Raw genomic sequence first — 23333 nt, forward strand, 5'->3', positions numbered from 1 at the left:
CTGATTGTGACAGTAGTGCTGTCACGATGGCCAGGGCGACTCGTTATGATCTCCGCCATGTCGGAAGTGGCGGGGGACGCGACATTGACGGTCGACGAGCTGTCGACCCGGGTCGGGATGACGGTGCGCACGTTGCGGTTCTATGCGGGGCGCGGGTTGATACCACCGCCGATCCGGCGCGGGCGGGTCGGGTACTACGGGCCGGAGCACATCGCGCGCCTCGATCTGGTGCGGGAGCTGCAGGCGCACGGGTTCACCCTGCAGGCGATCGAGGGGTACCTCGACCGGATCCCCACCGACGCGACACCGCAGGACATCGCGCTGCACCGGACGCTGCTGACGCCGTGGATGCGCGATCTCCCGGAAACACTCGATCGGGCGGCGCTGGTACGGCGTACCGGCCGGGAGCTGAGCGACGACGACATCGAGATGCTGGTGGCGCTCGGGGTGGTCGAGCCGACGCCGGACGAGGACGTGTTCCAGGTCGCGACCGCGCATCTGAGTCTCGGCGTCGAACTGCTCGACCTGGACCTCCCGGTCGAGGCGGTCCTGGACGCCGGCCGGATCTTCACCGAGCACGGCCGCGCGATCGCGGAGGAGCTGACCGAGGTCTTCCGCACCAAGGTCTGGCCGCACTACCGCGACTCGGGCGGCCCTCCGGAACACATCCAGCAACTGGTCGAACGCTTCAAGCCGGTCACCATCCAAGGCCTCGTCCTGGCGTACGAACGAGCCGTGGGCGAAACCCAGCGCGACACCATCCGCCGGACCCAGCACAAACCCCGCTAGCCCGGGGAGTTGGAGACGCGGAGGTAGGTCAGACCGCGGAGATCCAGGTACGTGTCGCTCGGCGTGGTGACGACGCGCAGCAGCACGTCGTCGCAACCGGCGCAGCGGGCGACAAGACCTGGCGCGTCGACGTACAGACGTGCCTCGGCGAACACGCCGGTCCGGCCGCAGCCGTTGCACTGCCCGACCGCGGCAGTGATGTCGACGGCGAAGAACTCGCTCAACGCGCCTGCCGCCGCATTGCCGTCGAGGTAGTTGGCTTGAGTCATCCGAAACGCTCCGTTCTGACACGGGCCGGGTCATGGCCGGCCGCGACCAGCAGGTCCGCCACCGTCTCCACGAACGGCGTCGGTCCGCACACGTACGTCGTCGCGCCGTCCTCGGGCTTGAACACGTACTGCTCGATCAGGTCCGCGTCGATCCGCCCGACCCGCGGCTCCCCGGCCGGGGCCTCCCGCGTGTACACGAGCCGTACGTCGACATCGTCCGACGCGGCCAGTTCCTTCAGATCGCTGACGTAGATCACCGACTCCGGCCGCCGTACGGAGTACAGCAACCGAACCGGCGTCGTACCGGCGTCGGCGTGCGCGCGCAGCATCGCCCGCAACGGCACGACCCCCGATCCCCCGCCGATCAGCTGCACCGGCCCTTCCTGCTCGGGCTTCCACACGAACCACCCGCCGACCGGCCCGCGGATCTCCAGCGGATCCCCGGCCTTCAGCACGTCGACGAGGTACGGCGACACCTCACCGCCCGGCACCTGCTCGACCGTGAGCTCGATCGTGTTCGCAGACGACTCCGACCAGGCGGACGCGATCGAGTAGGACCGCGACGCCCGGTACCCGTCCTCCGCGGTCAGCCGTACGTCGAGATGCTGCCCCGCGAGATGCCCCGGCCAGTCCGGTACGTCGAGCACGATCGTGCGAGCCGTCTCGGTCTCACGCCGTACGTCGGCCACTGTGGCGACCTGCCACATCAGTCGCCGGCGTATCGCTGTTCTTTCCATGGGTCTCCGTACTCGTGATAGCCGGCGGTCTCCCAGAAGCCGAGGTCCTCGGTGTCGGACAGCACCAGGCCGCGGACCCACTTGGCGCTCTTCCAGAAGTACAGGTGCGGGACGAGCAGCCGGGCCGGTCCGCCGTGCTCGGGATCCAGCGGCTCGCCGTCGTACTCGTAGGCGATCCACGACTGCCCGTCGAGGAGGTCGTCGAGCGGCACGTTGGTGGTGTAACCGCCGTAACTGTGCGCCATCGCGAAGTCCGCCCCGGTCTCGACGTCCGCGAGCAGCGTGTCGAGCGAGACGCCCTTCCACGTCGTCTGCAGTTTGGACCACCGGGTCACACAATGGATGTCCTTGGTGATCTCCTCGGACGGCAGCGCCATCAGCGCCGCCCAGTCCCACTTGTACTTCTCGCCGCTCTCCGTGGTGACCGTGAACTCCCAGTGGTCAGTCAGGATGTGCGGCGTCGGTCCCGCCGACAGCACCGGAAACTCGTGCGTCAGGTACTGCCCGGGCGGCAGATCCGTTCCGCCCCGCCGACGACCGGCGAAGCCGGGCGATACGATGCCCATAACGACCTCCCTCGACTCCTCGAGGCAGTCAATCACGCCTGACCTGGGCAACGGGAGTGTGCCGGGCAGTGAGCAGACGACTGTTGGTGGCGCGACGCAATGAGCAACACAGCGACGATCCGGCCGCTAGAGTGGACTATCCGCCCAGCGGCGGTTCGACAATGGACGGACTGGGTGGACCACGACCGCAGCGCCAGAGTGTGGGGAGCGATCAGGGCTGTTGCTGATGGCGATGGAACTGCTCCGTCGCTGCAACATGCCGTGTCGGCTTGCGTGCAGGCGCTGTCCGCGACGGGTGCCGGTCTCGCGATGACGCGCAACGGCGATCTGCTCGAACCGCTGCTGTCCACGGCCCCGGAGATGGGTGAGCTGGACGAGCTGCAGTTCGAGCTGGGCGAAGGTCCGAGCGGTGACGCGGTCGCTGCCGGTACGCCGGTGTTCGAGGCAGACCTCGCCGGTGTCGAGGCGGGACGGCGATGGCCGGCCTTCGCTGCGGCCGGGGCCGATCGCGGTGTGCGCGGCGCCTTCGCTTTCCCGGTCGCCGCCGGCGCCGCCAAGATCGGGATCCTGACCGTATACCGGAAAGAGCCCGGTTCGCTGCGCGACAGTCAGGTGCTGGACGCACTGGTGTTCGCGGACGCCATCTTCGTGCTCGCCCTGGATCATCGCCAGGGCGTCAGCGCGGATCTGGACGAGGTGATCGAGATCGCGTTCACGGCCCGGCGGGCCGAGGTCCACCAGGCCGCCGGCCGCCTCGCCTCCCAGCACGGCATCAGTGTCACCGACGCGCTCGCCCGCCTGCGGGCCCACGCCTACACCGACGGAGTCTCGCTGCACCATGTCGCCACCGACGTCATGGAGGGCCGTCTGCAACTGGACCAGGATGTCGCTCCCGGGGGCGACCCGCCGGGCGGTGGCCCGGCCGCGACAGACCCCGAAGATTTCGAGAAGGAACAGGAGGAGGACTGATGACCGCGTCTGACCGTAGAGTGCGCGAGGTGTTCATCGAACTGTCGGACACGCTCGTCGACGACTTCGACATCATCGAGTTCCTGGACCGGCTCGCCGACCGCTGCAGCGAGTTGCTGGGGGTGTCCGCGTGCGGCATCCTGCTCGCCGATCACCACGGCGTCCTGAACCTGGTCGCGGCCTCCAGCGAGCAGGCACGACTGGTCGAACTGACCCAGCTGCAGAATCTCGAAGGGCCGTGCCTCGACGCGTTCAGGATCGGCCACGCGGTGCAGCATCCGGACCTGCGGACCGCCCGCGCCCGCTGGCCGCGCTTCACCGCGACCGCCCTCGGCGCCGGCTACCTCTCGGTCCAGGCGCTGCCGATGCGGCTGCGCGACTCCGTGCTCGGGGCGGTGAACCTGTTGAGCCGAACCACCGGAGAACTCGACGCCGACACTGTGGTCCTGGGGCAGGCACTGGCCGACGCGGCGACGATCGGCATCGTGCACCAGCGAGCGCTGGTCCGTCAGGAGATCGTGACGGAGCAGCTCCAGAACGCGCTGAACAGCCGGATCCTGATCGAGCAGGCGAAGGGATTCCTCAGCCACAGCCTCGACCTCACCGTCGACGCGGCGTTCGCCTTGATGCGTTCGTATGCCCGTGCCCACAACCGCCGTCTCACCGACGTCGCCGACGACGTCATCCAGGGTAGGCTCACGCTCACCCGTCCCGCGGAGTAGATCTCACGAGCCGTGGTGCCCTGCGGCCTGACGGGCTAGGCTGATCGAGCCTGTTCGGGCACGCCCCAGATCCCGGCGCCCGGTGTGCCGCGCCGCTGGGAGGGGTTGTGCACGGCACACGGTGATACCCAGCAAAGGTCGCTCGCACCGCCCCGGCTGGTGATCAGGCGCAGGACCCGTCGCAACGGCGCCACCCGCGTGCGCACCGAGCGACGGTTCCCCTGCGTCTAGATGCCCATCGTTCGTCCGATGATTTCCTTCATGATCTCGGTGGTGCCGCCGTAGATGGTCTGGATGCGGGTGTCCAGGTAGGCCTTGGCGATCGGGTACTCGGTCATGAAGCCGTAGCCGCCGTGCAGTTGCAGGCACCGGTCGACGACCTTCTTCTGCAGCTCGGTGGTCCACCACTTCGCCATCGCGGCCTCCGCGACGGTCAGGGTGCCGGCGTTCAACTCCTGGATGCAGCGGTCGACGAACACCCGGGCGATCTGGGTCTCGGTGGCGAGCTCCGCGAGGACGAAGCGGCTGTTCTGGAACGAACCGATCGGGCGGCCGAACGCCTTGCGGTCCTTCACGTACCGCAGCGTGTCGTCGAGGATGTTCTCGCACGCGGCGGCCGCGACCACCGCGATCGTCAGCCGCTCCTGCGGCAGCTTCTCCATCAGGTAAACGAAGCCCTTGCCCTCTTCGCCGAGCAGGTTGTCCACAGGGACCCGGACGTCGTCGAAGAACAGCTCCGCGGTGTCCTGCGCCTTGAGGCCGATCTTGTCCAGGTTCCGGCCGCGCTCGAACCCGGGCATGCCGCGCTCGACCACGATCAGCGAGATCCCCTGCGCACCCGCATCCGGATCGGTCTTCGCCACGACAATCACCAGGTCGGCGAGGATTCCGTTCGAGATGAACGTCTTCTGCCCGTTCAGCACGTAGTGGTCGCCGTCGCGCCGCGCGGTGGTCTGGATCCCCTGCAGGTCGCTGCCCGCCCCGGGCTCGGTCATCGCGATCGCGGTGATCGTCTCCCCCGAACAGAACGCCGGCAGCCAGCGCGCCTTCTGCTCCTCGGTCGCGTAGTCCAGCAGATACGCCGAATTGATGTCGGTATGGATGGTGAAACCGACCCCGCTCGCGCGTACCCGGGTCAGCTCCTCGATCAGCACGGTGTTGAACCGGAAGTCGCGCGCGCCGCCCCCGCCGTACTGCTCCGGCATCATGAAGCCGAGCAGACCCGTCTGGCCGGCCGCGGTCCAGAGCTCGCGCGGGACGATCCCGGCGTCCTCCCAACTGTCGTGGTGCGGGACGATCTCCTTGTCGCAGAACGACCGGACGGTCTCCCGGAAGGCGTCGTGATCGGCGTCGAACAACTGACGTTCCACAGGCGGGTTCCTCTCAGTTCTGCACGGCTGCGCCGGACTGCAGCAGGTCGTCGATAGCGGTGATTCCCCAGTCGGCCAGAGCTTCCCGGGTGTGCTCCCCCGGCCGCGCGGGCGGCCGGTCCAGGCTGGTCGGCGTCCGGTCGAAGCGCGGCGCGGGGGCCGCCTGCCGGACGCCGTCACGGTCCACAAAGATGCCTCGGGCAACAAGATGCGGGTGGTCACCGGCGAGCGGCAGCACGGGCGCCACACACGCATCGGAGCCGTCGAAGAGTTCGGTCCACTCCTCTTGGGTCCGCTGCCGGAAGGTCTCGGCGAGCTGCTTGCGGAGGGTCGGCCAGTTCGCAGGATCGTTGCGGTCCGGCGCGTCCAGGCCGAGTTTGCCGATCAGCTCGGCGTAGAACTGCGGCTCCAGCGCCCCGACCGCCACATGCTTGCCGTCCGCGGTCTCGTACACGTCGTAGAACGGCGCGCCGGTGTCGAGCAGGTTCGTCCCCCGCTCCTGCCGCCAGGACCCGGCAGCGAGCGCACCGAGCAGCATCGTGGTCAGGTGCGCCGAGCCGTCCACGATCGCCGCGTCCACGACCTGTCCCTGTCCGCTGCGCTGCGCCTCGTGCAGCGCAGCGAGTACACCGATGACGAGGTACAGCGATCCGCCCGCGAAGTCACCGAGCAGGTTCGCCGGTACCTGCGGCGGCCCGCCGGCGCGCCCGATGAGATGCAGCGCGCCGGACACCGCGAGGTAGTCGATGTCGTGCCCGGCCGCTTGCGCGAGCGGCCCGTCCTGCCCCCACCCGGTCATCCGCCCGTACACCAGCCGCGGGTTGATCCCGTGACAGTCCGCAGGCCCCAGCCCGAGCCGCTCGGCCACCCCGGGCCGGAACCCTTCGACCAGTACGTCGGCCTGCGCGACCAGCCGCCGTACGACGTCGATCGCGGCCGGCTGCTTCAGGTCCAGGGCCGCGCTCCGACGACCGCGGTTGACCAGATCGAGCTCGGGCGGGCCCATCGACATCCCGCCGCCGGGACGATCGATCCGCAGCACCTCGGCACCGAGCTCGGCGAGCATCATGCACGCGAACGGCGCCGGACCGAGGCCGGCCAGCTCGACGACCTTCACGCCCTCCAGTGGACCCATGGGCGCTATTGTGACAGTTCTACTGTCACAGTCGTCAAGTCATTCTGCGCGTCCCCGCCAGCGCGGTCAGCGGCAGCACCACCATCAGAACCACGAACCCGCTCAGCACCACCGACCAACCGGGCTCGTCGCCGTGCAGATGGCCGAGGTGGAACACCAGGTGCGACACCGTGAACGCCAGATACGCCAGCAGCGCCACGCGCACGAGGAAGCGGTCGAAGCGCACCGCGGCAGCGACCAGGACGATCCCGAGCCCGAGCGACGTGCCGCCGAGGTCGTGGAACAGATGGTCGTTGTACGGCGGATCCCAGTCGACGGTCGGGACGTGGTCGTAGAACGTCCTGGGCGTGAACGTCAGCCACACGCCCAGCACCAGTTCGAACGCGGCGAACGCGATCAGCACCCCGCGGACATAGCCCCTCATCGGAGGTAGTCCGCGAACGTGATCCGCCCGTACGCCGGGCCGTCCACCATCGCCGCACCGTCGGCGAAGGCCCGGAAGACCTTGCCGGGGACGCGCACCGGCACCACCGGTCGCCGTGACCCGCGGACCGCTCGCCAGACGCGGGCGAGTTCGGGCACCGGGCGGCGTTCGGGCCCGCCGATGTCGGGTGCGCGGCCGTTGACGGGCGCGGCGACGAGCTCGGTGAGGCGGACCGCGACCTCCTCGACCGCGATCGGCTGCAGCTCGACCGCCGGCGCGAAGAGCGCCGGCAGCTTCAGGCTGAAGATCCGGTCGAGCAGGGTGTGGAACTGGGTCGCCCGCTGGATCGTGTACGGCACCCCGGACTCGGCGACCAGGCGCTCGACCTCGAGCTTGTGCCGGTAGTACGGGAGCGGGATCCGGTCGATGCCCGCGATCGACATCACCACCAGGTGCCGCACGCCGGCGGCCGCCTCGAGCAGGTTGCGGGTCTGCGCGATATCGCGCCGTCCCTGGCTCGTGGCCAGGTGCACGACCACGTCCGCACCGTCGACGGCCGCGGACAGTCCCGCGCCGGTGGTCAGGTCGCCGACGACGCGGCCGGGTCCGGGCTTCCGGCTGAGCACGCGGACCTGGTGATCCGCGTCGCGGAGTCGAGCCACGGTCGGCCGGCCGAGTGCGCCGGTCCCACCGGTGACGAGTAGGGAGCTCATGTGCTGGTTTTCCTTTCGGTCACCAGCTCAGATCAGGTAGCCCTTCGATTCGTGACAGCTGCCCGATCGCGTAGCTGAGCTTGTGCGGATTCATCACGAACCGGAGGTCGGTCAGGCCGTCGGGTCCGGTCTCGATGAAGCAGATGGCGACCACGCCGTCGGGCAGGGCAGCCGCCAGCGCGGGACCGCCGTTCGCCTCGATCAGGTACGGCTCGATCCCGGCGCCGAACCGCTGCAGGGTGCCGATCACGTAGCGGGCCACCCGCTCGCGGCCGACGACCTGCTTCCGCGCGGCGGTCACCTCGCCGCCACCGTCGGCCGTGGTGACGACGTCCTCGGCCAGCACGCGCTCGAGCGCCTCGATCTCCCCGGACCGGGCTGCCGCCAGAAATCGCTCGACCAGCTTCCGCCATTCGGCCCGGTCGACCGGGCGCTCCCGGCGCGGCTCGTCGGCGATCCGCTTCCGAGCCCGCGACGCGAGCTGCCGCGCGTTCGCCTCCGAGGTCCCGATCAGCTCCGCGACCTCGCGGTGCCCGTAGGCGAACGCTTCGTGCAGCACGTACGCCGCGCGCTCGGCCGGCGTCAGGCGTTCGAGCAGAAGCAACAACGCGAACGACACCGACTCCCGCTCGGCCACGACCTCCAACGGCCCGAGCGCGTCGAACTCGGCCCGCCCGGTCAGCACAGGTTCCGGCAGCCACTGACCGACGTACAGCTCCCGCCGCGCCCGTGCCGAAGTCAGCTGCCTGATCGACAGGTTGGTGACGACCTTCGCCAGATACGCGTCCGGGTTCTGCACCGAGGAAACGTCGACGTCCTGCCAGCGCAGCCACGCGTCCTGCAGAATCTCCTCGGCATCCGTGGCCGTGCCCGTCATCCGGTACGCGATCCCGAACAACCGCCCCCGCAACCGCTCGAAATCATCCATCCCGGAACGTCTCCGCGGCCCGCTGGATCGTCGCGTAGAACTCCGTCCACGCCGCCTCGTCGAGCATGTCCGCGTCCCGGCCGCCCTGGCCGTCGATCAGTTCGCGGATGATGTCCGCGTGACCGGCGTGGTGCGCGGTCTCGTCGACGACGCGGACCAGTAGCGCGCCGAACGTCGTACCGCGCTGGCCCTCGGCCCAGTGCGGCACCTCGGCCGGGTGGTCCAGGTCGAGTTCGGCGATGGAGCGGTCGCTGTGGGCGCAGGCCTCGCGATAGAGGCCGGTGATGTACTCCGTCGACTCCTCCGGCTTCGCCCACATGTCGGCGCCCTGCCACACCGACCCGTCCGCTTCCCACGGCAGTACGTCGGCCGGCGGGCGGCCCACACTCGTCCCGAGGTACACGTACTCGATGCCGACCAGATGCTTCACCAGCCCGAGCAGGTTGGTCCCGGACGGTACGAGCGGACGCCGCCGGTCGTACTCACTGATCCCGTCGAGCTTGGCCAGCATCAACGCACGGGTGTCCTGGAGGTACTGCTGCAGGTGGGACTTCACGGCGCTCCTGGTGGGATGAACGGAACCGGTGGTGCGCCGTGCTCGATCAGGTGCAGGAGCGCGGCGGTGTCGGCGTACTCGTCGATCATGTCGGCCAGGCGGTCCAGCCGTTCCTCGCGCAGGCCCGCGAACGAGACCGAGCCGTCGGGCGCGGGCTTGCCGGTGAGCGCGGCGACCTCGGTGAGGAACGCGTGCCGCGCGGCATCGTCGTCGAGCAGCCCGTGCCAGATCGTGCCCCACGTGGTGCCGCTGCGGCAGCCGCCCGGGAACACCTCGGCGGCACCGGTGATGTCGACGACGCCGTGGTGAATCTCGTACGCCGTTGCCGCCGGCCGCGCCAGCGTCTTCTCCCGGGCGAACGTGGTTGCTACCGGCAACAGCCCGAGACCGGTCGATGAGCCGCCCGACTCGACGCCGTGCGGGTCGGAGATCGTCGCGCCGAGCATCTGGTATCCCCCGCAGATGCCGAGCACCGGACGCCCCGCCGCGACCCGTGCCGCCACCGCGTCGGCGAGGCCGAGCGACCGCAGCCACTCCAGGTCGGCACTGGTCGCGCGCGAGCCCGGCAGGACGACCAGGTCGGCGTCGCGGACCTCTCCCGGGCTCGTGGTGAAGAACACGCTGTTCGTCGGCTCCACCGCGAGCGCGTCGAGGTCGGTGAAGTTGCTGATCCGCGGGAAGCGCACCACCGCGATTGTCAGCAGGTCGTCCGGCGAGGTCCGCCGTACCGGGATGTCCAGCGCGTCCTCGGAGTCCAGCCACAGCTCGGGCAGCCACGGCAGTACGCCGTACGTCGGGCGGCCGGTCACCGACGCGAGCATGTCGATCCCGGGCTGCAGCAGCGAGACGTCACCGCGGAACTTGTTCACCAGGAACCCGCTGATCAGGGCCTGGTCGGCGGCGTCGAGCAGCGCGACCGTCCCGAACATCGACGCGAACACTCCCCCGCGGTCGATGTCGCCGACCACGACGACCGGGGCTCGGGTGTGCTGCGCGAGCCCCATGTTCACGTAGTCCGACTGCCGCAGGTTGATCTCCGCGGGACTGCCCGCGCCCTCACTGATCACCACGTCGTACCTGGACGCAAGATCGTCGTACGCCGCGAACGCCGCCTTCGCCAGCTCCGCCCGCTCGGTCAGGAAACCGCGGGCGGACAGCTCGCCCCACGGCGCGCCCATCAGGACGACGTGGCTGCGCCGGTCGCTGCCCGGTTTGAGCAGCACCGGGTTCATCGCGGCCTCGGGCTCGGCGCCGGCGGCAACGGCCTGGATCCACTGCGCGCGGCCGATCTCGGTGCCGTCCGCGCAGACCATCGAGTTGTTCGACATGTTCTGCGCCTTGTACGGCGCGACGCGCACGCCCTGCCGCGCCAGCCAGCGGCACAGCCCGGTGACGACAGTCGTCTTCCCGGCGTCGGACGTCGTCCCGGCGATCAGCAGCGAACCCACGCGCCTACCTTAGTGCGCGCATCACCAACGCCAGCGAGAGGCGGAACCGGCCGTTCGGGTTGTCGATCCGGAAGCCCAGGACGCTCGCCGCGTGCTCCAGCCGGTACGCGACGGTGCTGTGGTGCCGGTAGACCAGCGCGGCCGCCTTGCGGACCGAGTCGGTGACGCAGTACGCGCGCAGGATCGCGAGCAGGTCGTCACCCCCTGGCTCGGCGGCGATCCGGTCCAGGGCGAGCACGTCGCTCGAGGCTTCGATGTCCTCCGCGCGCAGACGCTCTGCCAGAATTAGCAAGCCGCCGAGGTCGTCGGCGTGCACAATCGGGTCCTCCGGTGAGGCCAGCCGCAGGGCAGTACGGGCCGCGCGCCAGGAGTCCGCCGCGTGGATCGCCGGCACCGCAGGACCTACTCCGGTACGAGCGCCGGACGCCGGCTCCAGCATGCCGCCCGCGGGCAGGAGGACGACGACCTGGTCGCCCACCTGAGCAGACGGCCCGTCCGGGCGGTGGGTGGTGACCGCGACCTGAAGCGGAGCGCTCGGGGCGAGGCCCAGGAGATGCAGAGCTCTGGACCGCTCGGCGATGCCCGCGGACGCGGAGACGACCAGCTCGATCAGTGCCGGATCACCGACCGCCGGGAGCGCATCGACCGTGCGGTCGAGCAGGATCGACCCGGCCAGGGCGAAGCGCTCGAGCACCATCTCGTCCAGAGCCAGTCCACCGGCCGGACGCTGCACCCAGAAGCAGGCGTCACCCGCGGCGCGGGTCTGCGCGCCCGGGGGCCGGCCGGCGACGTCGATCGCCCCGGACGGATCCGCCCGCAGGACCAGTCCCCGACCCGCCGCGTCGATGCCGACCGGACACTCCGCCAGCGCGGCCGTACTCCGAAGGAGTGTGTTGAGATCCGCCTTGCCGGTCACGAGCGCGTCGAAGAACCCGATCACCCGGACGGCGCTCTCGGCGTCGGTGTCCAGGCCGGACAGCCGCAGCAACAGGCCCTTCATGAATCGAGGCTACCGGCAGTTGCGCCCGCGTCGTCCGCCGTACGGCGGAAATCCGGCCGCCGGAGACCCGCCAACCGGCGGCTGTGCCGTGCCATGGTGGACACGCATGCTCGGACGATCGGCGAGCAGAAAGGCACCGACATGACCCACTACCCGATCGACCCCGACTTGCTCCCCTGGGTGGCGATGCTCCCGGAGATCGACCTGGCCGACATCGTCGCCACTCGCGAGCGATCCGGCGAGTTGATCAAGGCCCTGCCGCCCCTGCAGGTCCCCGACGGCCTCGAGATCCGCGAGATCACCATCGCCCGGCCTGACGGGACGGAGATCTACGCCCGGGTCTACACGCCACCCGGGACACCGGACGGGCTCCGGGCGGGGTACGTCAGCATCCACGGCGGCGGGTTCGTGCTGGGCGATCTCGACACGTTCGAGCAGGCGCCGGTGGACGTCGCGGCCGAGTGCGATGCGATCGTCGTGGCTCCCGACTACCGGCTGGCGCCGGAGCACCCGTTCCCGGCCGGCCTCGAGGACTGCTACGCGGCACTGACCTGGCTCGCGGCGAACGCGGCCGAGCTCGGCGTCGACCCGGCGCGGATCGCGGTCGGCGGTGAGAGCGCCGGCGGCGGACTGGCGGCCGCCGTGGCTCTGCTCGCCCGGGATCGGCAGGGGCCGCCGCTGTGTTTCCAGCTGCTCGAGATCCCCGAACTCGACGACCGCCTGGACACCGCGTCGATGCGGGCCTTCGTCGACACGCCCCTGTGGAACCGTCCGGCGGGCGAGCTGAGCTGGAAGTACTACCTGTCCGGAACACCCGAGGTCCTGGGGCTGCAGTACGCCGCCCCCGCGCGCGCCGAGGATCTGTCCGGGCTGCCGCCCGCCTTCGTCCAGACCTGTGAGTTCGACCCGCTGCGCGACGAGGGGCTGATCTACGCACAGGGGCTGCTGGCCGCCGGCGTCCGGACCGAGGTCCACCTCTACCCCGGGATCTTCCACGGCTCCGAGCTCGTCAAGGACGCGGCGATCAGCCGGCGGATGGCCTCCGATCGGATGGACGCCCTCCGCCGGGCACTCGGCTGATCAGTCGGGTGGCCGCTGCTCGGACTCCCGTTCGTCACGGGTACTGCGCGTCTGGGCATCGGTGCTCGGGACGACGGGAGTGGCGCCCTGGAATCTGGTGGCGCCCTTACGGGACGACAGCGGCGTCGCGATGTCCTCCAGCGACTTTCCTTCCGCGTCCACACCGAAGAACCACGCGATCAGCCCGCCGGCCAGCATCACGACCGCGCCGATGATGTAGCCGACCGTCAGCGGCCCGCGCGCCGGGTTGTCGCCCTCACCGATCAGCGAGGCGAACAGGAACGGCGCGATCACGCCGCCGGTCAGCTGGGAGATCGCGAAGAAGAACGAGATCGCCTGCCCGCGGAGCTCGATCGGGAAGATCTCGCTCACCGTCAGGTACGCCGACGACGCACCGGCCGACGCGAAGAAGAACACCACGCACCACAGCCCGGTCAGCGACGCGGCGTTCAGGGCGCCGGCGTTGAACAGCAACGCCGTGATGAACAGCACGACCGCCGACAGCGTGTACGTACCGAGGATCATCTTCCGGCGGCCGATGGTGTCGAACAGGTGCCCGAGGAGCAGCGGACCGGCGAGATTGCCGATCGCGAACGGGAAGAAGTACAGCGCGACGCTGGAGTCGTTCAGGCCGAAGTACGACTTCAGCACCAGCGCGTAGGTGAAGAAGATCGCGTTGTAGAGGAACGCCTGGGTGACCATCATCGAGAAGCCGAGGAACGACCGGCTGCGGTAGTCGCGGAGCATCACCCGGGCGATCTCGCGGTACGTCACCGGCGGGTAGTCGACCACCTCGATCGCCTCGTCGTCGCGCACCTCGCGCAGCTCGCCGCCCTGCCGCCGGACCGTCTCCTCGATCCGGTCGACGGTCCGCTCGGCCTCCGCGACCCGGCCGTGCGTCATCAGCCAGCGCGGGCTCTCCGGGATGTGCCGGCGCAGGTAGATGATGATCAGGCCCATCACGGGTCCGATCAGGAAGCACAGCCGCCAGCCCCACTCGACCGGGATGATGTCGGTGTTCAGGAACACCAGGCCGACCGCGGAACCGATCAGCGCGCCGCCCCAGTAGGTGCCGTTGACGCCGATGTCGACGCGACCGCGGTATCGCGACGGGATCAGCTCGTCGATCGCGGAGTTGATCGCGGCGTACTCACCGCCGATCCCCATCCCGGCGATGAACCGGAAGACCAGGAGCGATCCGAGGTCCCAGGACAGGCCGGCCGCGCCGGAGGCGATCAGGTAGACGAGCAGCGTGACGATGAACAGGCTGCGTCGCCCGAGCCGGTCGGTCAGCCGGCCGAACAGCAGGGCGCCGACCACCTCACCGCCCAGGTAGACCGACGCCATCAGACCGACCTCGGCGGTGGTCAGATGCAGGGTCCCGGGCTCCTTCAGCACGTTCCCGACCAGCGAGACGAGCTGGATCTCCAGACCGTCCAGGATCCAGGAGACGCCCAGACCGACGACGATCATCCAGTGGAACTTGGTCCAGGGCAGCCGGTCCATCCGGGCCGGCACGAGACTCGGTATCGCCTTGCCGTGCTCCAACGCGTGCTCGCTGCTCATCCTCGCTCCTCCCGGCCCGTGGTTTGTCGAAAGCCTTGGGGCCGGTACCCCAGGAGTGACGGTCTCCAAACCCTGGGTGAGCAGGGCCTAGAGTTGCGGGCATGGAGAACGAGATCGAGGTCGTGGACGCGAAGGAGCACAGCCGGTACGAGGCGCACGACGCCGACGGCACGCTGATGGGGTTCGTGGACTACCGCCTGCACGAGGGCGTCATCATCTTCCTGCACGCCGAGACGCTGCCGGACTTCCGCGGCCGCGGCGTCGCCGGGACGATCGCCGTCAAGTCGCTCGAGGACGCCCGCGACGCCGGGCTCAAGGTGCGCCCGGCCTGCCCGTTCTACCAGTCGTTCCTCGAGGAGCACACCGAATACGCCGACCTCGTGAAGGCGCCGCAGTCGTGACCGGGCCGGTGCTGGGCAAGCTCGAATGGAAGCCCGCCGCCGAGGTGCCCGAGCTGCTCGCGGCGCCGGTTCGGGACGCGCTCGGTGCGCTGCCGGCGTACGCGGCCGGGATCGACGCGGAGCTGGCCGACACCGCGGCCTTCTGCGCGGTGTACGACGTACCGATGGCCGCCTCGGCGAACTGTGTCGTCGTGCTCGGCAAGCGCGGCGGCGAAGCGTCGTACGCCGCGGTGCTCGTGCTGGCCACCGACCGCGCCGACGTGAACGGCGTGATCCGCAAGCACCTCGGCGTCCGGAAGATCTCGTTCGCCGCGCAGGGAGACGCGGTCGGCTCGACCGGCATGGAGTACGGCGGGATCACGCCGATCGGACTGCCCGCGGACTGGCCGGTGCTGGTCGACGAGGCGGTCGTTGCGGCCGGGCCGGTGGTGATCGGCAGCAGGATCCGCGGCTCGAAGATCCTGATCGACGGCACCGAGCTGGCGAAGTTGCCGACCGCAACCGTGCTGGATCTCGCCCAGCACTGAGCAGCCCTGAGCAGCCCTGAGCAGCCCTGAGTCCCCGATGGAGCAGCACGACTGGCCCGCCGAGTACGCCGAACTGACGGCGGCCGACCGGCGCGCCCCGTTGCCGCCAGCGGACCTCGACCGGCTCGCGGTCGCCGCCTTCGTCCTCGGGCACGACGACGAGGTCGCGGCGTACCGCGAGCGGGCGTACGCGGGCCACGTCGCGGCCGGCGACGTGGTGGCCGCGATCCGGAGCGGCTTCTGGCTCGGGTTCCACCTGCAGAAGCAGGGCGAGCTCGGGCGGGCCGCGGGCTGGCAGGCGCGGATCGGGCGGCTGGTGCCGGACGGCGTCCCGGAGCTCGCCGGGCTGGTCGCGATGGCCGACGCGGCGTTGCTGATGAACTCCGGTGACGCTGCCGCCGCGCTGCCCCTGTTCGAGCAGAACATGGGGCGGGCCACCGAGCCCGACGCGATCGTGCTCGGCGCGCTCGGTCGCGGCAACTGCCTCGCGATGCTCGGCCGCGGCGCCGAGGCACTCACGGCGCTCGACGAGGCGATGGTGCACGTGACCGCGAGCCGCGTCGGCCCGGAGGTCACCGGGATGGCGTACTGCTCGGTGATCGCGCGCTGCCTGGACCAGTACGACATCCGCCGCGCGCAGGAGTGGACGCAGGCGCTGACCGGCTGGTGCGACGAGCAGTCCGGCCTCGTCCCGTACCGCGGCGCCTGTCTGGTGCACCGCGCCCAGATCCTGCAGTTCCGCGGCGCCTGGTCCGACGCGGCCGATGCGGCCGAGGACGCGTGCCGCAGGCTGCCGGCCGGCACCGTCGGGACGGCGTGGTACCGGCTCGCGGAAGTCGAGCGGCAGCGCGGGCGGTACGACTCCGCGGAACGCGCGTACGTCGCGGCCGCGGCCGACGGGGTGGACGTCCAGCCCGGTCTGGCGCTGCTCCGCGCCTACCAGGGGCAGGTGGGCGCCGCGGTCGCCGGACTGGAACGCGCGCTCGCCGAGGACGCGTTCGCACCCAACCGGCCGATGCTGCTGGCCGCGCGGGTCGAGATCGGGATCACCTGGAACGACCACGAGGCCGCGCGAAAGGCCGCGTCCCAGTTGAACGAGTTGGCGCGCGCGGACTCGCCGTACCTGCAGGCGCTGGCGGCGTACTGCGAAGGCGCCGTGCGGGTGACTTGCCACGACCCACAAGGGGCGATCCCGTTGCTGCGGCGGGCCTGGACGCTGTGGCAGCGGCTCGAGATGCCGTACGAAGGCGCGCAGACCCGGCTGCTCGTCGCGCGGGCCTGCCGGGAGCTCGGTGACGTCGACGCGGAACAGATGGAACTCGACGGTGCCCGGACCGTCTTCGAGCGGCTCGGAGCGGTCGAGCAGCTGACCGCGCTCGACCAACTGGCCCGCCCCTTCGACGGCACGGGCCTCACGCCGCGCGAGATGGAAGTACTGCGTGTACTCGCGACCGGCGCGACCAACCGCGCGATCGCCAACGAACTGTTCCTCAGCGAGCGGACCGTCGCGCGGCACGTCAGCAACATCTTCGGGAAGCTCCGGGTGGGGAGCCGATCGGCGGCCACCGTGTGGGCGCTGGAGCACGGCGTCAATAGACAGAAATGACCACACGCGTCGACCGGAGTTGGCGTGGTCGGTTGATGTGCGGACGGGCCCTGACGACCTAACTTGAGGGTTATGGACAGGGTTGGGACTGTGGTGATCGGGGCGGGGCAGGCCGGGCTGGCGATCGGGTACTACCTGCGCGAGGACTTCGTCATCCTCGACGGGCACGAGCGCGTCGGCGACTGCTGGCGCGAGCGGTACGACTCGCTGAGGCTGTTCAGCCGGCCGCGGTACGCGAGCCTCCCGGGGTTGCGGATCGGCACGCGGGACTGCCCGAACCGCGACGAGATGGCCGACTACCTGGAGCGGTACGCCGTCCATCACGAGCTGCCGGTGCGGACCGGCGTACGGGTGACCCGGTTGTCGCGGGACGACGACGGGTTCCTGGTGGAGACGACCGGCGGCGACTGGCGGGCCGATCAGGTCGTGGTGGCGGCGGGGATGCACAGTGTGCCGCGGTGGCCGTCGTTCGCGGGCGAGCTCGACCCGTCGATCCGGCAACTGCACTCACTGGAGTACCGGAATCCGGAGCAGTTCGCGGACGGGACCGTGCTGGTCGTTGGTGCGGCCAACTCTGGGACCGATATCGCGCTGGAGGCCGTGAAGACCCACCGCACGCTGCTCGCCGGACGCCACCCGGGGCAGGTGCCGATCGACATCGACTCGACCGCCGGACACGTCTTCACGCCGGTGGTCATGTTCCTGTTCAAGTACGTGCTGACCCGCCGTACGCCGATGGGCCGTAAGGCGATCGCGAACGCGGAGAAGGCCGGGTTGCCGCTCACCCGCAACAAGCTCGAGCATCTCGACGCGGCCGGGATCCGGCGGATCGGGCGGATCGCAGGGGTCCGCGACGGCCGGCCGGTGACCGCGGACGGCGACGTACTCGACGACGTCCGGACCGTGGTGTGGTCGACCGGGTCGGACCCGGATCACGGGTGGATCGACCTGCCCGTGTTCGGTGACGACGGCCGGCCGCGGCACGTGCGGGGCGTGTCGGCCGACGTACCGGGCCTCTACTTCCTCGGGCTCGATTTCCAGTACGCGATCGCGTCCGCGAGCATCCAAGGGGGTGGACCGCGACGCTCGTTTCCTCGTCAGACATCTCGCGCGGCGGACGACTCATCGGGCGATACCTGTGGACAGGCGGTAGCATCACCCGCTGGAATGGGTGCGTGGCTGGGCGTGGGTCGGAGTGAGTGAGCAGACGGTGAGCGGCGGCGACGGTGGGCCTACGGCGCTGCGGATCATGCTCGGTGGGCAGTTGCGGCGGATGCGTGAATCCGCCGGGATCAGTCGTGCCGACGCGGGCTGGCAGATCCGGGCGTCGGAGTCCAAGGTCAGCCGGATGGAGCTCGGCCGGGTCGGGTTCAAGGAACGCGACGTCAGCGACCTGCTCGAGCTGTACGGGATGGCCGACGAGGACGAGCGCTACCGGTTGATGGAGCTGTCCCGGGCGGCGAACAACCCGGGCTGGTGGTCCCGATACGGCGACGTGATGCCGAGCTGGTTCGCGAACTACGTCGGTCTCGAGGTTGCCGCGACGCTGATCCGGACCTACGAGGTGATGTTCGTCCCGGGCCTGCTGCAGACCGAGGAGTACGCGCGCGCCGTCGTACAGATGGGCAAGTCGTTCCTGCCGCATCAGGAGGTCGACCAGCGGGTGGAGCTGCGCGTGACCCGGCAGCAGATCCTCACCCGGCCGAACCCGGCCCGGCTGTGGGTCGTCATCGACGAGTCGGTGCTGCACCGGCCGGTCGGCGGCGAGGACGTGATGCGGGCGCAGATCGAGCACCTGCTGAAGTGGTCGGCGCAGCCGAACATCACGCTGCAGGTGATGCCGTTCAGCAGCGTCGGGTACCCGGGCGCCGGCGGCGCGTTCAGCCTGCTGCGGTTCCCGGACGGCGACCTGCCGGACATCGTGTACATCGAGCACGCGGCGAGCGCGGTCTACCTGGACAAGCTCGAAGAGGTCGACGAGTACGTCGCGATCATGGAAGGGCTGACGATCTCCGCGGCCCCGGTGTCCGCCACCGAGGGCCTCCTGGAAGAGGCCCTCGCGCGGATGTGAGTCAGGCGACCTTCAGGTCGACCTTGATGTTGCCGCGGGTGGCGTTGGAGTACGGGCAGACCTGATGCGCCTTGGCGACGAGGTCCTCGGCGACAGCATTGTCCAGGCCGGGCAGGCTGACCACCAGGGCGACCTCGAGGCCGTAGCCGGCGCCGCCGTTGATCGGGCCGATGCCGACCTCGGCGGTGACGGTCGAGCCGCTCACGTCGGCGCGGGCCCGGCGGGCCACCACCTGGAGCGCGCTCTGGAAGCAGGCCGCGTACCCGGCCGCGAACAGCTGCTCGGGGTTGGTGCCGTTGCCGGTGCCACCCATCTCGGCCGGCGGCGCGACGACGACGTCCAGCTTGCCGTCGTTGCTGGCCACCTTGCCGTCCCGGCCGCCGTGCGCGGTCGCGTGGGCGGTGTACAGAACCTTCTCTACTGCGACAGTCATCGTGACTTCTTCCTAGTGGGAGGGATCGAGGACGAGCTTGCCGACGGTCCGGCGGGCTCGCAGGTCTTCGTGGGCGGAGGCGACGTCGGACAGCGCGTACTCGCCGCCGACGACCGGGCGGAGCTTGCCGCTCGCGGTCAGGTCGAACAGCTCGGCCAGCGGACCGCCGAGCAGCTGCGGGTTCGCGAAGCAGTCGGCCAGCCAGAAGCCGGCGATCGTCTTCGAACCCTTCATCAACCGGCTCGAGTCGATCGGCGCGGCCGCCTGCCGGGACGCGGCGCCGAACGTGACCAGGCGGCCGAAGCGGCCGAGCGCCGCGAACGACTCGTCGAACGTCTGGCCGCCGACCATCTCGAGCACGATGTCGACGGGCTTGCCGCCGTTGGCCTCGAGGATGCGGTCCTTCAGACCTTCCGGCGTACCGTCGATCGCGGCATCGGCGCCCAGGTCGAGGACCTGCTTGCGCTTCTCCTCCGTGGAGGCGGTCGCGATCACGCGGCCGGCGCCCCAGAGCTTCGCGAGCTGGACCGCGAGCGAACCGACACCGCCGGCACCGGCGTGCACCAGGACGGACTCCCCCGGCTGCAGATGCGTCGACGTCTTGAGCAGGTGCCACGCGGTAGTGCCCTGCAGGACGAGAGCGAGCGCCTGGCCGTCGGTGACGCCTTCCGGAACATCCCAGGCGTACGGCGCATGCGCGACGGTCTGCTCGGCGTACCCACCGGAACCCACCAGCGCGACCACGCGGCGGCCGTCCTGGGTGCGCCCGACGACCTCGCCGCCGGGGATCAGCGGGAGCTCGGTCTTGGACAGGTAACTGTTCTCGACCTGGTGGGTGTCGGCGTAGTTGATCCCCGCGCGGTCGACCGCGATCAGGACCTGTCCGTCGCCGGCCACCGGCTCCGGAACATCGCTGATCTTCAGGACCTCGGGTCCACCGAACTCGGTGATCTGAATGGCTCGCATACACCGTACTATACACTGTACGTTAGGAGCATCGAAGGGAGATGGGTCACATGGGGCGGACACCGCGCAACACCCTGAGCGCGGAGCTGATCGTGCGCACCGCGCTCGACCTGATGGAGGCCAAGGGCACCGAGCAGTTCAGCCTGCGCGGCGTGGCCGCCGAGCTCGGCGTGGGCCCGATGGCGCTCTACACCTACTTCCGCAACAAGGACGAGCTGTACGACGCGGTCCGCGACCACCTGATGGGTCTGCTGCCGGACGTACCGCGGGACGTGCCGTGGCCGGACCAGGTGCGCGCGGTGTGCGGTTCGCTGCGGATCCTGATGCTGCAACATCCTTGCCTCGCGCAACTACTGGCGAGCCGGCCGCTGGCCGGGCACGAGACCGCGCGGGTCGCCGAGGGCCTGCTCGGCGTCCTGCGTTCGGCCGGGTTCGACCCGGAGACGGCGGCGCGGACGCACACCACCCTGTTCACCTACGTGCTCGGGGCCGTGACGTGGGAGATCCAGATGGCGGCCGAGCGGCGGGACCCGGAGGCGTGGCGACGACTGCGGACGACGATGGAGTCGCTGTCGGCGCGGGAGTTCCCGACGGTCGTCGAGCTCGCACCGGAGCTCGCGCGAACGACCGGCGGTGACGAACAGTTCGACTACGGCCTCGACCTGCTGCTCGCGGGCCTCAGAACACCCTCGTAACCCTCTTCTTTCTCTTTCTTTCTTCTTTGAGGGCTGTTCAGAAGTCTCGGATGAGTCCACAGGAAGGAAAGAAGGAAAGAAAGGATTTGGACGCGGTTTCGGCAGGGCTGGAGTCTGCTTGGCACCGGCGGTTTGCGGTGCAAGCCTGCCGTCGGGCCCAGCCCTGGGGTGGACGGCCGGACTTGGGGAGGATCGTGTGCCAAATCCGGTAGAAAATCCTCCCCAACCTCGCTTCGCCGCTCCACCCGTCGCATGAGGCTGCGCGCCGCTTGATCTCGCCGCGACCGAGCACGCGTGGCCTCCGGCCGGGCGCCGGGGCCGGCCGCCGGTCTGGATCTCTTCTTTCCTCAGAACACCATCGTGACGATGGCCAGCACGCCTATGCAGACGATGAGCGCGCGGAGGGCGATCGGCGGGAGTTTGCGGCCGTAGCGGGCGCCGATGAAACCGCCGATGGTCGAGCCGACCGCGATCAGGCCGGCCGCGAGCCAGTCGATGTCGTGCACGATCACGAACAGGATCGCGGAGGCGGTGTTCACCACCGTGGCGAGAACGTTCTTCAGGCCGTTCATCCGCTGCAGGTTCGAGTCCAGGCCGAGGCCGAGGATCGCCATCAGCAGCACGCCCTGCGCGGCTCCGAAGTACCCGCCGTACACACCGGTGGCGAAGACGGCCGGGATCACCCACCAGGCGCCGCGATGCTGATGCGCCGGCACGCTGATCCACTTCGACAGCCACGGCTGGAAAGCGACCAGCACACAACCGAGCAGGATCAGAACCGGTACGACGGCGTGGAACGCGGAGTCGGGCAGCGTCAGCAGCAGCACTCCCCCGAGGATGCCGCCGGCCAGTGACGCCGGCACCAGACGGAACAGCCGGCCGCGCTGCCCTTCGAGCTCGCGGCGGTACCCGATCGCGCCGGCCGCCGTACCGGGAGCCAGACCGACCGTGTTGCTGACGTTCGCCAGCACCGGAGGGATGCCGACGGCAAGTAACGCGGGGAAGGTGAGCAGCGTGCCCGACCCCACCACGGCGTTGATCGTTCCCGCGCCCATCCCCGCCAGCAGGACGAACACCGCCTCGAACCATGTCATCGCTCAGAGACTTTACGCACCTGTCCCCCGCCCTGCAGATCTGTCCGGAGATTGAGCAGACAAGAACCCTCCTGGAACGTGTCCAGGAGGGTCCTTGTGCGGGATGTCAGCGCTGCGGCGGTTCCTGCGCCGGCGGCTCCTGGGAGGGGGCCGGCGGCGGGACCGCGGGCATGCTCGGCGCGGCCTGACCGCGGGTGCTCACGGCCGCGGACTCGGCGGCGGCGATCGCCTCGCGGACCGCGTTGTCGGCCTCGGCCACGGCGGCCGGTGCGGCGCTGTCGATCTCCGGCACCTGGCCGTTGTCGAGCTGCGGCGCCTCCCAGTTGCCCTCGGCCTGCTGGGCGATCCCGGCCACCTGGCCGACCGCGCTGCCGAGACCCTTGAGCGCGTCGCCGATCTCGCTGGGCACGATCCACAGCTTGTTCGCGTCGCCCTGGGCGATCGACGGCAGCATCTGCAGGTACTGGTACGCGAGCAGACCCTGGTCCGGCTTGCCGGCGTGGATCGCGTTGAAGACCGTGGTGATGGCCTGCGCCTCACCCTGCGCCTTCAGGATCCGGGCCTGCCGCTCGGCCTCGGCACGGAGGATGCGGGACTGCTTGTCACCTTCGGCGGTGAGGATCGCGGACTGCTTCTGGCCCTCGGCGGACAGGACGGCCGACTGCCGCATACCTTCCGCGGTGAGGATCGCGGCGCGCTTGTCACGGTCGGCGCGCATCTGCTTCTCCATCGAGTCCTGGATCGACGGCGGCGGGTCGATCGAGCGCAGCTCGACGCGGTTGACGCGGATCCCCCACTTGCCGGTCGCCTCGTCCAGCACGTACCGGAGCTTCTCGTTGATCTCCTCACGCGAGGTCAGCGTCTGCTCCAGGTCCATACCACCGATGATGTTTCGCAGCGTCGTCATGGTCAGCTGCTCGATGGCCTGGATGTAGTTGGAGATCTCGTACGTCGCGCGCACCGGGTCGTTGACCTGGAAGTAGATGACGGAGTCGATCGACACCATCAGGTTGTCCTCGGTGATGACACCCTGCGGCGGGAACGCGACCACCTGCTCGCGCATGTCGATGGTGTAGCGGACCTTGTCGACGAACGGGGTCAGCAGGTTCAGGCCCGGCTGCAGGCCGGTCTTGAACTTACCGAACCGTTCGACGATGCCGACGGTCTGCTGCTGAACCACCCGGACGGACTTGACCAAGGTCACGATCACCACCAGGGCGACCAGTGCCAGGACTATGAGGAACGCGGTCACTCGACCCTCCACTCGA

General features: G+C 69.8%; 26 protein-coding genes. 10 read left to right on the forward strand and 16 right to left on the reverse strand.

Annotated elements, in window-relative coordinates; translation table 11 throughout:
* Nucleotides 1-57: 57 nt before the first annotated feature.
* Nucleotides 58-789: a MerR family transcriptional regulator gene (locus E0H92_RS14250; RefSeq protein ID WP_165549790.1), complete on the forward strand. Its 732-nt coding sequence runs from the start codon at nt 58-60 to the stop codon at nt 787-789.
* On the opposite strand, the gene E0H92_RS14255 is transcribed toward E0H92_RS14250, so the two are convergent.
* From E0H92_RS14255 to E0H92_RS14265, 3 genes are read right to left on the reverse strand one after another with little or no spacing between them, the layout of a single operon-like run.
* A complete protein-coding gene (locus E0H92_RS14255) occupies nt 786-1058 on the reverse strand; it encodes a DUF6510 family protein (protein WP_131496593.1) in 273 nt (90 codons plus the stop codon). The genes E0H92_RS14250 and E0H92_RS14255 overlap by 4 nt on opposite strands.
* Nucleotides 1055-1795, reverse strand: coding sequence for a ferredoxin reductase (locus E0H92_RS14260; protein WP_131496594.1), 741 nt, complete (start codon nt 1793-1795; stop codon nt 1055-1057). The genes E0H92_RS14255 and E0H92_RS14260 overlap by 4 nt, the downstream gene beginning before the upstream one ends.
* On the reverse strand, nt 1765-2361 hold the full coding sequence (locus tag E0H92_RS14265; protein WP_131461999.1) for a sulfite oxidase-like oxidoreductase: 597 nt from the start codon (nt 2359-2361) through the stop codon (nt 1765-1767). Before E0H92_RS14265 ends, E0H92_RS14260 begins: the two co-directional genes overlap by 31 nt.
* 261 nt (nt 2362-2622) lie before the next feature.
* Here E0H92_RS14265 and E0H92_RS14270 point away from each other — a divergent pair, with 261 nt between their 5' ends.
* Together E0H92_RS14270 and E0H92_RS14275 are read left to right on the forward strand one after the other, a co-directional pair.
* Complete coding sequence (locus E0H92_RS14270; RefSeq protein WP_165549791.1) at nt 2623-3330, forward strand: GAF and ANTAR domain-containing protein; 708 nt, start codon at nt 2623-2625, stop codon at nt 3328-3330.
* A complete protein-coding gene (locus tag E0H92_RS14275; protein ID WP_131462001.1) occupies nt 3330-4052 on the forward strand; it encodes a GAF and ANTAR domain-containing protein in 723 nt (240 codons plus the stop codon). Before E0H92_RS14270 ends, E0H92_RS14275 begins: the two co-directional genes overlap by 1 nt.
* Before the next feature lie 227 nt (nt 4053-4279).
* On the opposite strand, the gene E0H92_RS14280 is transcribed toward E0H92_RS14275, so the two are convergent.
* From E0H92_RS14280 to E0H92_RS14315, 8 genes are read right to left on the reverse strand one after another with little or no spacing between them, the layout of a single operon-like run.
* Nucleotides 4280-5422 (reverse strand): acyl-CoA dehydrogenase family protein, encoded by a 1143-nt coding sequence (locus tag E0H92_RS14280; protein ID WP_131496596.1) that lies wholly within the window; start codon nt 5420-5422, stop codon nt 4280-4282.
* Nucleotides 5423-5435: 13 nt separating this feature from the next.
* Nucleotides 5436-6557, reverse strand: a complete 1122-nt coding sequence (locus E0H92_RS14285) for a CaiB/BaiF CoA transferase family protein (protein ID WP_131496597.1) — start codon at nt 6555-6557, stop codon at nt 5436-5438.
* A 34-nt stretch (nt 6558-6591) separates the two neighbouring features.
* Complete coding sequence (locus E0H92_RS14290; protein WP_131496598.1) at nt 6592-6981, reverse strand: hypothetical protein; 390 nt, start codon at nt 6979-6981, stop codon at nt 6592-6594.
* Entirely contained in the window at nt 6978-7694 is a 717-nt protein-coding gene (locus tag E0H92_RS14295) for an SDR family oxidoreductase (protein WP_131462005.1), read from the reverse strand. The genes E0H92_RS14290 and E0H92_RS14295 overlap by 4 nt, the downstream gene beginning before the upstream one ends.
* A 19-nt stretch (nt 7695-7713) precedes the next feature.
* The gene (gene sigJ / locus E0H92_RS14300) at nt 7714-8622 is read right to left on the reverse strand and encodes an RNA polymerase sigma factor SigJ (protein WP_131496599.1); all 909 of its coding nucleotides are present in this window, start codon (nt 8620-8622) and stop codon (nt 7714-7716) included.
* A complete protein-coding gene (locus tag E0H92_RS14305) occupies nt 8615-9178 on the reverse strand; it encodes a DinB family protein (protein WP_238173426.1) in 564 nt (187 codons plus the stop codon). Before E0H92_RS14305 ends, sigJ begins: the two co-directional genes overlap by 8 nt.
* Complete coding sequence (locus tag E0H92_RS14310; RefSeq protein WP_131496600.1) at nt 9175-10626, reverse strand: cobyric acid synthase; 1452 nt, start codon at nt 10624-10626, stop codon at nt 9175-9177. Before E0H92_RS14310 ends, E0H92_RS14305 begins: the two co-directional genes overlap by 4 nt.
* 4 nt (nt 10627-10630) lie before the next feature.
* Nucleotides 10631-11626, reverse strand: a complete 996-nt coding sequence (locus tag E0H92_RS14315; protein WP_131496601.1) for a PucR family transcriptional regulator — start codon at nt 11624-11626, stop codon at nt 10631-10633.
* A 96-nt stretch (nt 11627-11722) separates the two neighbouring features.
* Here E0H92_RS14315 and E0H92_RS14320 point away from each other — a divergent pair, with 96 nt between their 5' ends.
* Nucleotides 11723-12706, forward strand: coding sequence for an alpha/beta hydrolase (locus E0H92_RS14320; RefSeq protein ID WP_238173427.1), 984 nt, complete (start codon nt 11723-11725; stop codon nt 12704-12706).
* On the opposite strand, the gene E0H92_RS14325 is transcribed toward E0H92_RS14320, so the two are convergent.
* Entirely contained in the window at nt 12707-14272 is a 1566-nt protein-coding gene (locus E0H92_RS14325; RefSeq protein WP_165549792.1) for an MFS transporter, read from the reverse strand.
* Between the two features lie 101 nt (nt 14273-14373).
* Here E0H92_RS14325 and E0H92_RS14330 point away from each other — a divergent pair, with 101 nt between their 5' ends.
* From E0H92_RS14330 to E0H92_RS14350, 5 genes are all read left to right on the forward strand, one after another.
* A complete protein-coding gene (locus tag E0H92_RS14330; RefSeq protein ID WP_131462008.1) occupies nt 14374-14673 on the forward strand; it encodes a GNAT family N-acetyltransferase in 300 nt (99 codons plus the stop codon).
* Nucleotides 14670-15200, forward strand: coding sequence for a YbaK/EbsC family protein (locus tag E0H92_RS14335; RefSeq protein WP_131496602.1), 531 nt, complete (start codon nt 14670-14672; stop codon nt 15198-15200). The genes E0H92_RS14330 and E0H92_RS14335 overlap by 4 nt, the downstream gene beginning before the upstream one ends.
* Nucleotides 15201-15237: 37 nt before the next feature.
* A complete protein-coding gene (locus E0H92_RS14340) occupies nt 15238-16806 on the forward strand; it encodes a helix-turn-helix transcriptional regulator (protein WP_131496603.1) in 1569 nt (522 codons plus the stop codon).
* A 72-nt stretch (nt 16807-16878) separates the two neighbouring features.
* Nucleotides 16879-18009 (forward strand): flavin-containing monooxygenase, encoded by a 1131-nt coding sequence (locus E0H92_RS14345; protein ID WP_202873647.1) that lies wholly within the window; start codon nt 16879-16881, stop codon nt 18007-18009.
* Nucleotides 18010-18055: 46 nt separating this feature from the next.
* A complete protein-coding gene (locus E0H92_RS14350) occupies nt 18056-18877 on the forward strand; it encodes a helix-turn-helix domain-containing protein (protein WP_131295596.1) in 822 nt (273 codons plus the stop codon).
* 1 nt (nt 18878) lies between these two features.
* Here the strand turns inward: E0H92_RS14350 and E0H92_RS14355 are convergent, their stop codons facing one another.
* Both E0H92_RS14355 and E0H92_RS14360 read right to left on the reverse strand, forming a co-directional pair.
* The gene (locus tag E0H92_RS14355) at nt 18879-19310 is read right to left on the reverse strand and encodes an organic hydroperoxide resistance protein (protein WP_131462012.1); all 432 of its coding nucleotides are present in this window, start codon (nt 19308-19310) and stop codon (nt 18879-18881) included.
* A gap of 12 nt (nt 19311-19322) precedes the next feature.
* Nucleotides 19323-20276: a quinone oxidoreductase family protein gene (locus E0H92_RS14360; RefSeq protein WP_131496604.1), complete on the reverse strand. Its 954-nt coding sequence runs from the start codon at nt 20274-20276 to the stop codon at nt 19323-19325.
* 50 nt (nt 20277-20326) lie between these two features.
* Between E0H92_RS14360 and E0H92_RS14365 the strand changes: the two genes are divergently transcribed.
* Nucleotides 20327-20971 carry a TetR/AcrR family transcriptional regulator gene (locus E0H92_RS14365; RefSeq protein WP_131496605.1) on the forward strand — a complete coding sequence of 215 codons (645 nt, stop codon included), beginning with the start codon at nt 20327-20329 and terminating at the stop codon, nt 20969-20971.
* Nucleotides 20972-21318: 347 nt separating this feature from the next.
* On the opposite strand, the gene E0H92_RS14370 is transcribed toward E0H92_RS14365, so the two are convergent.
* Both E0H92_RS14370 and E0H92_RS14375 read right to left on the reverse strand, forming a co-directional pair.
* The gene (locus tag E0H92_RS14370; protein ID WP_131295536.1) at nt 21319-22065 is read right to left on the reverse strand and encodes a sulfite exporter TauE/SafE family protein; all 747 of its coding nucleotides are present in this window, start codon (nt 22063-22065) and stop codon (nt 21319-21321) included.
* 106 nt (nt 22066-22171) lie between these two features.
* Nucleotides 22172-23317, reverse strand: coding sequence for an SPFH domain-containing protein (locus tag E0H92_RS14375; protein WP_131496606.1), 1146 nt, complete (start codon nt 23315-23317; stop codon nt 22172-22174).
* Between the last annotated feature and the right edge of the window lie 16 nt (nt 23318-23333).

Source organism: Kribbella speibonae, assembly GCF_004331375.1.
Classification (GTDB): domain Bacteria; phylum Actinomycetota; class Actinomycetes; order Propionibacteriales; family Kribbellaceae; genus Kribbella; species Kribbella sindirgiensis.